Here is a 13,462-nt window from a genome sequence, read left to right on the forward strand (position 1 = left end):
CATAATCCCCCGAATATTGGAAAATACTATGTTGACTTGGGAAGAAGACGTCATACCGTCAGTGCAAAAAACACCCGCCGCCAGCCCACCGGAAAAGGCTCAGAGCCGCTCTAACGAACTACCGGCATTCTCTTATGCAGACAGTCTTTCAGCTGTCACCACCAACGCATCAGCGAGCGCAACAACAGCGGCGTCGAAAAACACAAACACTGATAACGCACACGCAGAAGCGGCCACTTCAAACCTTGAACCCGTCGCTGCAGCACCGGTTGCCAATCGCGTCAAAGCTGCCGACAAGCGCATCATCAACGGCCGTACCGATGTCAACCAACTCGTGCCGTTCAAATACAAATGGGCATGGGAAAAATACCTCGCTAGCTGCGCCAACCACTGGATGCCGCAAGAAGTCAACATGACGCGCGACATCGCGCTTTGGAAAGACCCCAACGGTTTGACCGATGACGAGCGTCGTCTGGTCAAACGCAATCTAGGCTTTTTCGTCACGGCCGACTCACTCGCTGCCAACAATATCGTGTTGGGCACTTATCGCCACATCACGGCACCCGAATGCCGCCAGTTTCTACTGCGTCAAGCATTTGAAGAAGCCATTCACACGCACGCCTACCAGTACATCACCGAGTCACTCGGCCTAGATGAAGCGGAGATTTTCAACGCCTACAACGAAGTGCAGTCGATCAAGGACAAGGACCAGTTTCTTATTCCATTTATCGCCGTCATTTCCGACCCCAACTTCAAGACCGGAACACTAGAAGCTGACCAGACTTTGCTCAAGTCGCTCATCGTATTTGCGTGCCTGATGGAAGGCCTGTTCTTCTACGTCGGCTTTACGCAAATTTTGGCGCTGGGTCGTCAAAACAAAATGACTGGTGCTGCCGAGCAATACCAGTACATACTGCGCGACGAGTCTATGCATTGCAACTTTGGTATTGATCTGATTAACCAACTCAAGCTTGAAAATCCACAGCTTTGGACAGCGGACTTTAAAGCCGAAATCAATGCCTTGTTCATGCAGGCAGTTGAGCTCGAATACCGCTATGCAGAAGACACCATGCCACGCGGTGTGCTGGGTCTGAACGCCTCTATGTTCAAAGGCTATTTGCGCTACATTGCGAACCGCCGCGCAACTCAGATTGGACTGGAAGCTTTGTTCCCTAACGAAGAAAATCCATTCCCTTGGATGAGCGAGATGATAGATCTGAAGAAAGAACGCAATTTCTTTGAAACTCGCGTGATTGAATATCAATCAGGCGGCGCCTTGTCGTGGGATTAATGAGAAACTCATGACTTCTACAATTGCAATGACCAGCAACCGCACCACGCGGGTCGGGCATTGCTACTGTGTTCGCGGCGCTGGGCAGGTATTGATACCTGCTCAACGTCAGGAATCGCTTTGCGGACTCCCGACGTAAAGTGCTCATTGCAACGAGATCAAGGAGAAAAAATATGGCAACTGCGAAAAAAACTGTGGCAAAAAAAGTCCCAGCTAAGAAAGCCCCCGCTGCTAAAAAAATAGTGGCGGCAAAGGCTCTAGTAAAAAAAGTAGCGACCAAAGCTGCGCCTAAAGCGATTAAAGCAACTAAAAAAGTAGCGCCCGTAAAAGTGCCGGCTAAAAAAGTTGCGCTCAAGCCAGTATTGGTTTCAAAAACACCAGCTAAAAAAGCTGTCGTGATTAAGTCAATAGTAAAAAAGGCAATGGCAAAACCGATAGTGATCAAAAAAGCGACTGTAAAAGCAGCCGTAAAAGCGGTCAAATTGGTCAAGGCTACCAAACCTGTGAAAGCGGTAAAAGCTGTAAAAGCGGCTGTGCCAGTCAAGGCAGCAAAAGCTATCAAGGCAGTGAAAATCGCCGCACCAGTAAAGGTCAAAAAAGTGCTCAAAGCAGCAACGCCTGTCAAACCGGCAAAAGTAGTAAAAGCGGCAAAAGTCGTGAAGATCGCTGCAAAACCTGCGGCCAAAAAAGCGGTGAAAGCACCGGCAGCCAAGTCAGCATCGGCTCAGACCAGTCTGAACCCGCAAGCAGCATGGCCTTTCCCTACGGCCAGCAAGCCGTAAGCTGTACCGCGAAAGAAGCAAAAATGCTTCTGTTTAAAAAGCCCAGTGACTCAGCAACTGGGCTTTTTTTATAACTCAAGTTTAATTTTTTATCCGCTAAAGCAGGGGACTTCCATCAGCAAACCGCCCAGTGCTGCCTTTTTGCATACCGATAAAAATGGCAATACCCGTATCGATATCCATGTCATGCCCAATGCGTCCAAGACCACGGTATATGGCCTGTCCGGTGAAGCAGGGAAAATCGCACTCAAGCTCAGGCTTAACGCTCCACCGGTAGACGGCAAAGCCAACGCAGCCCTGATCAAATGGATGGCTAACACGCTGGGTGTTAGCCAACGTTCGCTAGAGTTGGTGCGCGGCGAAACCAGTCGGCACAAACAACTGGCCATGCTTGCAGAAACTGCAGAGCGCGCAGATTGGTCCAAGCTGATGGCAATGTTAGAGGCATGCTGAATCATAGAAACTGAACTTGATGCTCAGTTAAACACGCGCCTACTTAGCCGCATGCATTACAAAAACTCAAAGACTGGCAACAATCGCTTCTAGTGTGTAGTTTTGGCAGCCGTAATGAGCGATTTTGTGCGAGCCAACTCGGTTACCCAACTCAGCGCAGCGCACCAGCGACCAGCCGCGCTCAAGCCCAAACAACAGCGCACCGCGAAACGCATCGCCGCAACCAGTAGGGTCTAGAACTTCAGTCGCCAACACTGGCGGCACATGGGTTTTCTCACCGTCCACCCAAACATCGCAACCGTCAGCGCCCAGCGTCACGATCAGACCTTTTACTTGACGGGAGAGCTGCTCGCAGCTAAGAGCTGTGCGGTCGCACAACAACTTGCCTTCGTAGTCGTTGACAGTAATCCAGTCAGCCATGGCCACGAAGGCCTTTAGATCAGCACCATCGAACATGGGCAGACCTTGGCCCGGATCAAACAGGAAAGGAATCTTTGCCTGGCTAAATTGTGCCGCGTGCGTCTGCATAGCTTCGCGGCCATCAGGCGAGACGATTCCAATTTTGATATCGCTGTGCTGCGGCACTGGGTTGAGGTGGGCATGCGACATAGCGCCCGGATGAAAAGCGGTGATCTGATTGTTGTCACGATCCGTCATGATCATGGCTTGCGCGGTGTAGGAGTCTGGCACCTCGTGAATAAACTCAGTACTGATGCCTTGACCGCGCATGCGCGCCGCATAACCGGCACCATCACTGCCAATGCTAGCCAATGGCAAGGGTGTGCCGCCTAACTGCTGCAAACAGTAAGCGATATTGCCAGCACAACCGCCGAACTCGCGCCGCAAAGCGGGCACGAGAAAGGAGACGTTCAGGATGTGTAATTGGTCAGGCAATATCTGTTCCGAAAAACGCCCCTCAAAAGTCATGATGGTGTCAAAGGCTAGCGAGCCGCAAATCAAGGCAGACATGGTGATACTTTATGAAAAAAAATTATGGATAAAACGCGAGCAGGTGGTAACCGGCAACACGAGCAGACAGCGCGACTGAGGCAGATTCTGGCGAGCTGGCAGCCGTTACATCGGTAGCCGGCTCAGGGTCGGTGTCCAAGCGCAGCACCAAAGAGGCGGGAAAATTCGAGCCTGGCAGCAGCTCATTAACAGCACCAAACTGAGTGGGTGCCAGTACCCGCCTAAGCACTGCTCGGTCTTGGGAGTCCGTCAAAGTGACCTCAACAAAAGGCATGGCCAAGGGTATTGAGTCGATATTTTTAAGCGAAAAGCTAAGACGGTAAGCCTGCGTTCCAAGCTTGCTAAAAGAGGAGCTGTCTATGACTACCGACTCTATTTGTCGGAAGGCAGAAATCTGGCAACCAAAAGGCTTGCACAATTGCTGCAACCAAGGCTTGCTAAAAGGGTAGCGAGCGGCCAAATAATCTTTTTGTTGTAGCGCTATCTGCATCAGCAGCAGCGCAGTCAGCAGCAGACACAAAAAGCTTAAAACCAAACGAGTCAGCGGCCTGCGCCAAAATGCTTGACGCTCGGCATCACGCACGAAAGACACGTTAGCGTAAGCATCTTCAGGTCGCTTGCTGGCAAAGAAATCAGGCTCAGGCGCCAGAACGGTTGGCACCGGTTGGGCTGAGGGCTCAAACTTTGCGTCTAGTGGGTCAGCTTGCAGCAGAGGATTGTCGTCGAGCGGCTCCGGTGAAACGTCTCGCGCCAATCCCTCGTCCATAGGTCGGTCAGACCAAAGAGCGTCAGGTAACCAAGGTGGTTCAGAGTCAGAGTCAGAGTCAGACTCTAGCTGAGGCTCGAATGCAGGTTCAGGTTCAATCTGAAGCGGAGGTTCAGGCTCAACTTCAGTGGGAAGTTGAGGCAAAAGCTCGGGGGAATGTTGGTTCGAGAATTCCGCTTGGCCTTTAGGCCGCTCAGATGCAGACAAGTCTTGCATGTCTTGCGGCGGTACTGCAAGTGCAGCGATCTGCATATGCAAGCTGGCGTCGAACACTACTGTGCATTGGCCGCAACGCACCCAGCCTTGGGAGACTTTAAGTTGATCGGTCACGACGTTAAACATCGTGCCGCATTCAGGACAGCGCGTAATCAGGCTCATTAGCGGTCGATTGTAGGGGCTGACATACACCCACTGATGCGGCCCAGGACTTAGGGCCGCAGTGATTAAAAACTGAGGTTAAAAGTGCGCCGTCATCAAGATCCAGCCGTCTTCTTGATCGGTCACCTCGAGCTTAGCCCAAGGTGCGTAAGCCTCTTTGAGTTCATCCGCTTGGCGCTCAAGAATACCGGCTAATACGAGATGCCCGCCGCTTAGCACGTGGTTGCAGAGCAATGGCGCGAGCACTTTTAACGGCGTGGCCAAGATGTTCGCAACCACCGTGAGGTATTGACCGCTGGCCTTGTCTGGCAAACCTTCATTGAGCGCCGCATGATTGGCCTGTGCATTGGCACGCGTAGCTTGTACAGCGGCGTCATCGATATCGACAGCGTCAATATTGACCGCACCAAACTTAGCCGCGCCAATGGCCAAAATACCCGAGCCACAGCCGTAATCCAAGACACGTCCAAGCGAGCGAGCCGCACCTTGGGCCGCAATCCAGCGCAAACACATACGAGTAGTCGGATGGGTACCAGTGCCAAAGGCTAAGCCGGGGTCTAGGCGGATGACTTTTTTCGCTTGTGCCGGTGGCTCGTGCCAGGTTGGAACAATCCAAAATTCAGGCATGATCTCGACCGGCGTGAACTGCGACTGCGTTAGCCGCACCCAATCTTGATCCGGCACAGCTTGCACCGCGACCAAGGAACATTCGGCAAAAAAGTCCTGCGCTTGCAGCAAGGCAGCCGCTTCGCGCGCCAAGGCTTCGTTAGCAAACAGCGAAACGATGCGCGAACGTTCCCAGCCGGCCTTGGGCGGCGGCATACCGGGCTCGCCGAACAAAGCTTGCTCAGCCGGTGTGTGGGCATCAGCGTCTTCGACCGACACGCTCAGCGCATCGAGTGCATCCAGCGCATCGCTCAAGGTCTCGACCTCGTGCACCGGGGCCAACAAAATCAGTTCAAACATATCAGCGGTCACGTTTTGAAAGCCACTCTTCAAGGTAATGAATATTCGTGCCGCCGTCCATGAACTTGGTGTCAACCATGAGTTCGCGGTGCAGCGGGATGTTGGTGTTAATGCCTTCGACAACCGTCTCTGCTAGAGCGGTACGCATGCGGGCCAAAGCCTGCTCGCGAGTATCGCCATGGACAATAATTTTGCCAATCATGGAGTCGTAGTTTGGCGGTACGTAGTAATTGGCATAGATATGCGAGTCAACCCGCACGCCCGGCCCACCTGGCGTATGCCAAGTGGTAATGCGGCCTGGTGAAGGGGTGAATTTATAGGGGTCTTCAGCATTGATGCGGCACTCTATTGAGTGGCCCTTGAGCTGTATGTCACGCTGAGCAAAGGGCAGTTTGTCGCCAAAAGCCACCATGATCTGGGTACGCACGATATCTATGCCAGTAATCCACTCGGTGACTGGGTGTTCGACCTGCACACGGGTGTTCATTTCAATGAAATAAAACTCGCCGTTTTCGTACAAAAATTCGAACGTTCCAGCACCGCGATAGCCGATTTTTTTAACCGCAGTGACGCAGCGCTCGCCAATGCGCTCAATTAACTTACGCGGAATACCAGGCGCTGGCGCCTCTTCGATAACTTTTTGGTGGCGGCGCTGCATGGAGCAATCGCGCTCACCCAGCCAGACCGCATTTTTATGCTGATCAGCCAGAATTTGGATTTCAATGTGGCGCGGGTTCTGCAGGAATTTTTCCATGTAGACCTCGGGATTACCGAAGGCTGCACCCGCTTCCGCTTTGGTGGTCTGAACCGCGTGCACCAGTGCCGCCTCGGTGTGCACCACACGCATGCCGCGACCACCGCCGCCGCCTGCGGCTTTGATGATGACCGGGTAGCCAACCTGCTTGGCGATGCGCTTGAGAATGATGGGATCATCCGGCAATCTGCCCTCAGAGCCCGGCACACAAGGCACGCCAGCTTTGATCATGGCTTGTTTAGCTGAAACCTTGTCGCCCATGGTGCGAATCGATTCAGGCGAAGGACCTATGAACTTGAAACCGCTTTGCTCAACGCGTTCAGCAAAATCAGCGTTCTCGCTCAAGAAACCATAACCGGGGTGAATTGCTTCCGCATCCGTGACTTCAGCGGCCGAGATGATGGCCGGCATGTTCAAGTAACTGTGGACAGAAGCCGCAGGGCCAATGCAAACCGACTCGTCGGCTAGGCGTATGTACTTGGCATCGCGGTCAGCTTCTGAGTAAACCATAACGGCTTTGATACCCAATTCGCGACAAGCGCGCTGAATGCGAAGTGCAATTTCGCCGCGGTTAGCAATCAGTATTTTTTTAAACATTCGTCTCAGCTCATTCAATCATGAACAGGGCTTGTCCGTACTCAACAGCCTGACCGTTTTCACACAAAATTTTGGTAATGGTGCCGGACTTGTCGGCTTCGATCTCATTGAGGATTTTCATCGCTTCAATGATGCAGATGGTGTCCCCTTCTTTAACCACATTACCGACTTCGACAAAAGCCTTAGCGCCTGGACTAGAAGATCGATAAAAAGTGCCCACCATTGGCGACTTGACCGCATGGCCAGTTGGCGCTGCAGGTTCCACTGAGGCTGGTGCAGCCTCGGTGGCAACGACAGGCACAGGCATCATAGTCACCGTGGGCTGCTGCATATACATAGGCGCGCCACTGGATTTAACAATACGTACCTTGCCTTCAGCTTCGGTAATCTCAAGCTCAGAAACATTGGACTCAGAGACTAAATCTATGAGTGTCTTGAGTTTTCTTAAATCCATGGGGTTCTCCAACGACGGTAGATACTGCCACCCTAGCGGGTGGGCGGCTTAAAAACATTGCTGTGCAACTTATTAGCGCCAGCACAGCGACGTACAAATCGTAGCAACAAGAATATTGCTTCATATTGCGCTTACGCACATCTTCTGCATACTAAAAAAGCTATTCGCTAACAACTTGGTCCAGCACAACAGCTGTCTAGCTGTGAAGAAAGACGAGTGTAACTCAAGCCCTGAGATCAAAAGTAGACCTAAATTCAAATACACCAGGGCCGCAGAAATCATAAAAAATAATTAATTAGCTACTGATAAGAGCAGTTAGCGCATTAATTACTCAAGAGTCACAAACTCACCCAACACAAGGCAACTATAGGAGTTGACTCCAAAGCGCTAGATCTTCTTCTGTGACTTTGCCAATACGGCGATGTAGCAACTCACCGCTGGCAGAGAAAACCACAGAAAAAGGCAGCACACCAGCCAGATTACCCAAACTTTTGCTCAACTGCGTACCACTGAGTCCCGCCATGGCGACCGGGAAACTTAAAGGCTTGGCTTGCAACCATTGGCGTACCGCACTAGGTTGATCAACCGCCAGTCCCAGCACTTGATACTGACTTTTGTGGGCCTGATAAAAACGATCTAGCATGGGTAATTCCTCTATGCAGGGTGGGCACCACGTCGCCCAAAAGTTAACCAGCAAAGGTTTGCCGCGCAAGCTAGTCATAGCCAGAGGCGTGCCCTGAGGGGAATCAAAATTCATATTCCAAAATGCCTCGACAGCCGGTTCAGCGACTTCACCCATGCGCAACCTCCAGACGGCTGCACCCATACCGGCCAAAGCCGCTGCGGCTGCAACACCACCGTAAAGCATGCTTCTACGTTTCACTTGAGTCTTTCTCGATTAATTTTTGGACGGCTCGCAGATCGCCGCGTGGCGCTCTGCCTCTGGCGTCGGGCTTTAGAGCGCCGCGCAAATCGTCGTGGTCGTAAATCATTAAATGCAAACCTACCGACTCTTGCAGTGGCTTGCAGACAATGCTCATGCTTAAAGCCTCTACGCTGGCGCCGTTAAATCCGGTCACCGTACGCGGCTCGTAATCTACATTGTGGTCTATCAATGCGATTTCAGCGGACTTGGGGTCATCGCAAAAAAGTTGTATAAAAATATCCGACAACCGAGTCGCCGTACCTTGCCAGACAGAGCCGGTCAGATGGGGCCTGAAGTCGGCCATTCGCTCCATCCACACCAATGCCAACTCACGCAACGCTGCCAATTCGGTGGGTTGGGTATCGCCGCAAAAAATTGCGATGTATTCGCGCACCGCGTCTTCAATCATGACGTTGTCGGGCAATTCGGTGCGCGCAGGCAAAGCCATTTGTTTAACCGCACGGCGCTTGGCTTGGCCGTACTCCATACCTTCTTCAACAATAAGGGCAGCAGCCGAAGCTGCGATTTCAGATTTTAGAGTGATCACTTGAGTTTGAATAAGAGTCGATAGCTGCTCTCCAGTGTAGGCCGCTCAGTCAGGCCAGACGTACGCCAAGGCTAATGCGTGGTTAGCCTGCCTAAAATGGCAACATGCACATACATATTTTGGGAATTTGCGGAACATTCATGGGCGGCTTAGCCGCACTGGCTCGTGAGGCTGGACACAAAGTCACTGGCTGCGATGCAGGGGTTTATCCACCTATGAGCGATCAGCTGCGAGCACTAGGCATTGAACTGATAGAAGGCTTTGGCGAAGAGCAACTCGCGCTCAAGCCAGATATCTTCGTGGTGGGCAATGTGGTCTCGCGCGCCCGCACTAGCGACGGCCAGCCCAAGTTTCCGCTTATGGAAGCGATACTCAACCAAGGCCTTGCCTACACCAGTGGCCCACAGTGGTTAGCCGAGCATATGCTGCACGGCCGCCATGTTTTGGCTGTCGCAGGCACGCATGGCAAAACCACAACAACCGCTATGCTGAGTTGGATTTTGGAATACGCAGATTTGAAGCCCGGCTTTTTGGTCGGTGGCGTGCCGCTTAACTTTGGCGTTTCAGCGCGGTTGGGTGAAGGCAAGACTTTTGTCATTGAAGCCGACGAATACGACACCGCTTTTTTCGACAAGCGCAGCAAATTTGTGCACTACCGGCCACGTACCGCTATTTTGAACAATCTTGAATTCGATCATGCGGACATTTTTGATGACTTGGCCGCCATAGAGCGCCAATTCCATCACTTGGTGAGAACCGTACCGGCTCAAGGCAGAGTGGTCGTCAACGCCGATCAAGCCAGCTTGGCACGCGTACTAGCCCAAGGCTGCTGGAGTGAGCGCATGCCGTTTGGCAGCAGTACTGACAAAAATCCCATCGGATTTACTGCCCAAGGCGAGCCGCATGATTTCGCAGTGCTAAAAAATGGACAGCAAGTCGCGCGCCTGCAATGGGCAGTAGCTGGCGTGCATAACCAGCACAATGCGCTCGCGGCGATAGCAGCAGCCGAGCATGTGGGTGTAGCGCCGGCTATTTGCACACAAGCGCTAGCCAGTTTTGATAATGTTAAGCGCCGCATGGAAGTGCGCGGCGTGCTCAAACGGGGCGACGGCGAGATAACAGTCTATGACGACTTTGCCCACCACCCGACCGCTATTCACACCACCTTGGACGGCTTGCGTCGCCAGCTCAACGCGCAAGGCAAAAATAGCCAACGCATACTCGCCATCTTCGAGCCGCGCAGCAACACCATGAAGCTAGGCGCTATGACGGCCTTATTGCCTTGGAGTTTGGAAGCGGCCGATTTGTCTTTTTGCCATGCGGGCGGACTAGACTGGGATGCCCGCGAGGCGTTGTCGCCTCTGGGTGCAAAAGCACTAGTCGCCCAAAATTTAGATCAGTTGATTATTCAAATCAAATCAGCCGTTAGACCGGGCGATCACTTGCTGTGCATGAGTAATGGCGGATTCGGCGGCATACACAACAAGTTGTTGGCAGCGCTTTAAAAGTACGCAGTTTAGTAAGCCTAGTGCTGGGTAGCGCTCATTAATAAGCATACTCATCAATCACCACGAGACTAATAAGTACGCCTATTAGTAAGTGGTGCGGCGCTTTCTATCGACAAACCGCCGCTAACTGGCAGCGGTTTGTTGGCTTGGGCTAAATTACTTAAGTGCTCGGCGTGCGAGCACCGCAGCCGACAGGGTCTCCAACACGCCGAGTGAATCATCCCAGCCTATGCAGGCGTCGGTGATGCTTTTACCGTATTCGAGCTGACTCGCGTCATCTTTACCCGGCGTGAATTTTTGCGCGCCGGCGTTAAGGTGGCTCTCGACCATCAAACCAAACACTTGACGCGAACCGCTAGAGATTTGCGCGCTGATATCGGCCGCCACATCAATTTGCTTTTGATGCTGCTTAGAGCTGTTGGCATGGCTGCAGTCAACCATGAGGTTGGCTCGCAGCTTTGAAGCGGTGAGCTCATTACAAGCCGCTGTGACACTCGCAACATCGTAATTAGGCGCCTTACCACCCCGCAAAATCACATGGCAATCTGGATTGCCGTCAGTCTGCACAATCGCAACCTGACCATTTTTATGCACTGATAAAAAGTGATGTCCGCGCGCTGCAGCCTGAATTGCGTCAGTGGCGATACGAATATTGCCGTCAGTACCATTTTTAAAGCCAATCGGCGCGGACAAGCCAGACGCTAGCTCACGGTGGACTTGGCTCTCTGTGGTACGCGCACCAATCGCGCCCCAAGCGATCAAGTCGCCCAGGTATTGCGGTGAAATTACATCGAGAAACTCGCTGCCGGCCGGCACACCCATGCGGTTGATCTCTATGAGTAGCTGGCGTGCGATGCGCAGGCCCTCGTCAATGCGAAAGGTCTCATCAAGGTAAGGATCATTGATCAGACCTTTCCAGCCCACCGTTGTGCGCGGCTTTTCAAAGTAAACCCGCATCACAATTTCTAAAGTACCGGCGTATTTCTTGCGCTCATCGGCCAGCTTGCGGGCGTAGATCACAGCAGCAGCAGGGTCGTGAATCGAGCAGGGACCTATCACCACCAGCAAACGGTCATCGCTGCCGTTGATGATGTTGTGAATACTTTGGCGGGTGTCGCTAATTAAGGTCTCTACCGGCGTGCCGGCAATAGGAAAGAAACGTATCAAATGCTCTGGAGGTGGTAGCACGGTAATGTCCTTGATGCGTTTGTCGTCGGTTTTGCTGGCATTAGAGACACTCGAATAACCGATGTCGTTGGCAGATTTGGCTTTGGCATTCATCGCAGACGTTCCTTAAAAAAACTTTTTTGAAATCAACAGAGCTGGAAAATAAACAGGCAAAAAAAAAACCGCCGGGGTTCGGCGGTTTAGGAGGACTTTTAGCGTATCTGGGGGCTTACGCGATTGTCTCTCTACCGCCAAGGGCGCTTGAGAACCAAAAGTAAGCAAAATATTTATTGGCTAAAGTCATAAGAATTAATGTAGCACAGCTTAAATAAGATCTAGTTTTGCAAGGGCTTCAAGCTGTACCGCCGACTGTCAAGCCATCAATGCGCAGGGTTGGTTGACCCACACCGACTGGCACGCTTTGACCTTCTTTGCCGCAAGTACCCACACCGCTGTCCAGCGCCATATCGTTGCCCATCATGGTCACACGGGTCAATGCATCGGGGCCGTTACCGACAATCGTCGCACCTTTGACTGGATAGAGAATTTTGCCGTTTTCAACCCAATAGGCTTCGCTGGCGGAAAATACAAATTTGCCAGAAGTGATGTCAACCTGACCACCGCCGAAATTGGTGGCGTATAGACCCTTCTTAATACTGGCGACGATTTCTTCAGGCTGCTTGTCGCCGGCCAACATATAGGTATTGGTCATGCGCGGCATAGGCATGTGGGCGTAACTCTCACGCCTGCCATTGCCGGTAGGCTTGACCTTCATCAGGCGCGCGTTCAGTGAGTCTTGGATGTAGCCCTTGAGAATACCGTCCTCAATCAACACATTGCGCTGGCTGGCGTTACCTTCGTCATCTACGTTGAGTGAGCCGCGGCGGTCCGCAATCGTGCCGTCGTCCAAAACCGTCACACCTTTGGCCGCGACACGCTGACCAATCTTGCCGGCAAACGCGCTAGAGCCCTTGCGGTTAAAGTCGCCCTCGAGTCCGTGGCCTATAGCTTCGTGCAACAAAATACCAGGCCAGCCAGAACCTAAAACTACCGTCATTTCACCGGCCGGTGCAGGCCGGGCTTCAAGATTAGTCAGTGCGGCTTTAACCGCTTCGTCCACATATTGGGTAATTTGCGCATCATTAAAATACGCCAAACCAAAGCGGCCACCACCACCACTGGAGCCCACTTCGCGTCTGCCCTTTTGTTCGGCGATCACCGTCACGCTCAAGCGAACCAATGGCCGGACATCAGCGGCTAACGTGCCATCCGCACGCGCCACCATCACCACGTCGTATTCACTGGCCATGCCGGCCATGACTTGCACCACACGCGGGTCTTTGGCCTTGGCCAATTTTTCGACTTTCTCTAACAGTTTGACTTTGTCTGTGCTGTTTAGCGTTGCAATCGGATCAAGGTCTTGGTAGAGCGAGCGGCTGCTGGCGACTCTGCGCGTGGGTGTTTTTACACGGCCACTTTTGGCGGCTGCGGAAATGCTGCGCACGGTGCGAGCTGCATCCAACAAGGAAGCTTCTGAAATATCGTCAGAATAAGCAAAAGCAGTTTTTTCACCGCTCACTGCACGCACGCCAACGCCTTGATCAATGCTGAAGGAGCCACTTTTGACAATGCCTTCTTCAAGACTCCAGCCTTCGCTGCGGGTGTATTGAAAATACAAGTCGGCATCGTCTGCGCCGTGGGAGGCGATCTCGGCCAACGCGCGGTTAAGGTGAGTTTCGGTTAAGCCGAAAGGCGTGAGCAGCAAGCTGCGCGCAATCTCTAGTCGACCTTCAGTTGAGGCGGCAGTGGGACGCGCCTTGGAAGACAGCGTGGACGCATTGACTGCGCTGGCGGAGGATGAGCGTAATGAGTTCATCAGCCATTGTAGGCAGTTGGCCTCAACCG

At 52.6% G+C, this 13,462-nt stretch carries 13 protein-coding genes; 4 read left to right on the forward strand and 9 right to left on the reverse strand.

Translation table 11 applies throughout. From position 1 onward, the window contains the following. Window positions 1-28: 28 nt before the first annotated feature. The 3 genes from HC248_RS13770 to HC248_RS13780 all read left to right on the forward strand — a co-directional run bounded on the left by HC248_RS13770 (window position 29) and on the right by HC248_RS13780 (window position 2,526). Complete coding sequence (locus HC248_RS13770) at window positions 29-1,291, forward strand: ribonucleotide-diphosphate reductase subunit beta (RefSeq protein ID WP_168922969.1); 1,263 nt, start codon at window positions 29-31, stop codon at window positions 1,289-1,291. Window positions 1,292-1,464: 173 nt separating this feature from the next. Next, window positions 1,465-2,073 carry a histone gene (locus HC248_RS13775; protein ID WP_168922970.1) on the forward strand — a complete coding sequence of 203 codons (609 nt, stop codon included), beginning with the start codon at window positions 1,465-1,467 and terminating at the stop codon, window positions 2,071-2,073. A 45-nt stretch (window positions 2,074-2,118) separates the two neighbouring features. Then, the gene (locus tag HC248_RS13780; protein WP_238342636.1) at window positions 2,119-2,526 is read left to right on the forward strand and encodes a DUF167 domain-containing protein; all 408 of its coding nucleotides are present in this window, start codon (window positions 2,119-2,121) and stop codon (window positions 2,524-2,526) included. Between the two features lie 66 nt (window positions 2,527-2,592). Here the strand turns inward: HC248_RS13780 and HC248_RS13785 are convergent, their stop codons facing one another. The 7 genes from HC248_RS13785 to HC248_RS13815 all read right to left on the reverse strand — a co-directional run bounded on the left by HC248_RS13785 (window position 2,593) and on the right by HC248_RS13815 (window position 8,822). Further along, window positions 2,593-3,495, reverse strand: coding sequence for a carbohydrate kinase family protein (locus tag HC248_RS13785; protein ID WP_168922971.1), 903 nt, complete (start codon window positions 3,493-3,495; stop codon window positions 2,593-2,595). A 22-nt stretch (window positions 3,496-3,517) separates the two neighbouring features. Beyond that, complete coding sequence (locus tag HC248_RS13790) at window positions 3,518-4,639, reverse strand: DUF3426 domain-containing protein (protein WP_168922972.1); 1,122 nt, start codon at window positions 4,637-4,639, stop codon at window positions 3,518-3,520. Between the two features lie 78 nt (window positions 4,640-4,717). Beyond that, on the reverse strand, window positions 4,718-5,605 hold the full coding sequence (prmA, locus tag HC248_RS13795) for a 50S ribosomal protein L11 methyltransferase (RefSeq protein ID WP_168922973.1): 888 nt from the start codon (window positions 5,603-5,605) through the stop codon (window positions 4,718-4,720). Between the two features lies 1 nt (window position 5,606). After that, entirely contained in the window at window positions 5,607-6,956 is a 1,350-nt protein-coding gene (gene accC, locus HC248_RS13800) for an acetyl-CoA carboxylase biotin carboxylase subunit (protein ID WP_168922974.1), read from the reverse strand. 10 nt (window positions 6,957-6,966) lie between these two features. Further along, a complete protein-coding gene (gene accB / locus HC248_RS13805; protein ID WP_168922975.1) occupies window positions 6,967-7,410 on the reverse strand; it encodes an acetyl-CoA carboxylase biotin carboxyl carrier protein in 444 nt (147 codons plus the stop codon). A 364-nt stretch (window positions 7,411-7,774) separates the two neighbouring features. Next, window positions 7,775-8,293 carry a TlpA family protein disulfide reductase gene (locus tag HC248_RS13810; RefSeq protein ID WP_238342637.1) on the reverse strand — a complete coding sequence of 173 codons (519 nt, stop codon included), beginning with the start codon at window positions 8,291-8,293 and terminating at the stop codon, window positions 7,775-7,777. Continuing rightward, entirely contained in the window at window positions 8,283-8,822 is a 540-nt protein-coding gene (locus HC248_RS13815; RefSeq protein ID WP_420372023.1) for a hypothetical protein, read from the reverse strand. Before HC248_RS13815 ends, HC248_RS13810 begins: the two co-directional genes overlap by 11 nt. 164 nt (window positions 8,823-8,986) lie before the next feature. Between HC248_RS13815 and mpl the strand changes: the two genes are divergently transcribed. Continuing rightward, a complete protein-coding gene (mpl, locus tag HC248_RS13820) occupies window positions 8,987-10,387 on the forward strand; it encodes a UDP-N-acetylmuramate:L-alanyl-gamma-D-glutamyl-meso-diaminopimelate ligase (RefSeq protein WP_168922977.1) in 1,401 nt (466 codons plus the stop codon). 159 nt (window positions 10,388-10,546) lie between these two features. Here mpl and HC248_RS13825 read toward each other — a convergent pair whose 3' ends face one another. Continuing rightward, window positions 10,547-11,671 carry a 3-deoxy-7-phosphoheptulonate synthase gene (locus HC248_RS13825; RefSeq protein WP_168922978.1) on the reverse strand — a complete coding sequence of 375 codons (1,125 nt, stop codon included), beginning with the start codon at window positions 11,669-11,671 and terminating at the stop codon, window positions 10,547-10,549. 238 nt (window positions 11,672-11,909) lie between these two features. Continuing rightward, the gene (gene tldD, locus HC248_RS13830) at window positions 11,910-13,433 is read right to left on the reverse strand and encodes a metalloprotease TldD (protein ID WP_238342638.1); all 1,524 of its coding nucleotides are present in this window, start codon (window positions 13,431-13,433) and stop codon (window positions 11,910-11,912) included. Between the last annotated feature and the right edge of the window lie 29 nt (window positions 13,434-13,462).

Origin of the sequence: Polaromonas vacuolata, assembly GCF_012584515.1 — a bacterium.
Taxonomy (GTDB): Bacteria; Pseudomonadota; Gammaproteobacteria; order Burkholderiales; family Burkholderiaceae_C; genus Polaromonas; species Polaromonas vacuolata.

Bases quoted from the DNA above. Each gene is read 5' to 3' on its own strand.
- prmA (WP_168922973.1), bottom strand. From the start codon at position 5,605: ATGTTTGAACTGATTTTGTTGGCCCCGGTGCACGAGGTCGAGACCTTG.
- HC248_RS13770 (WP_168922969.1), top strand. From the start codon at position 29: ATGTTGACTTGGGAAGAAGACGTCATACCGTCAGTGCAAAAAACACCC.
- HC248_RS13815 (WP_420372023.1), bottom strand. From the start codon at position 8,822: ATGGAGTACGGCCAAGCCAAGCGCCGTGCGGTTAAACAAATGGCTTTG.
- mpl (WP_168922977.1), top strand. From the start codon at position 8,987: ATGCACATACATATTTTGGGAATTTGCGGAACATTCATGGGCGGCTTA.
- HC248_RS13790 (WP_168922972.1), bottom strand. From the start codon at position 4,639: ATGAGCCTGATTACGCGCTGTCCTGAATGCGGCACGATGTTTAACGTC.
- HC248_RS13775 (WP_168922970.1), top strand. From the start codon at position 1,465: ATGGCAACTGCGAAAAAAACTGTGGCAAAAAAAGTCCCAGCTAAGAAA.
- HC248_RS13785 (WP_168922971.1), bottom strand. From the start codon at position 3,495: ATGTCTGCCTTGATTTGCGGCTCGCTAGCCTTTGACACCATCATGACT.
- HC248_RS13825 (WP_168922978.1), bottom strand. From the start codon at position 11,671: ATGAATGCCAAAGCCAAATCTGCCAACGACATCGGTTATTCGAGTGTC.
- accB (WP_168922975.1), bottom strand. From the start codon at position 7,410: ATGGATTTAAGAAAACTCAAGACACTCATAGATTTAGTCTCTGAGTCC.
- tldD (WP_238342638.1), bottom strand. From the start codon at position 13,433: ATGAACTCATTACGCTCATCCTCCGCCAGCGCAGTCAATGCGTCCACG.
- accC (WP_168922974.1), bottom strand. From the start codon at position 6,956: ATGTTTAAAAAAATACTGATTGCTAACCGCGGCGAAATTGCACTTCGC.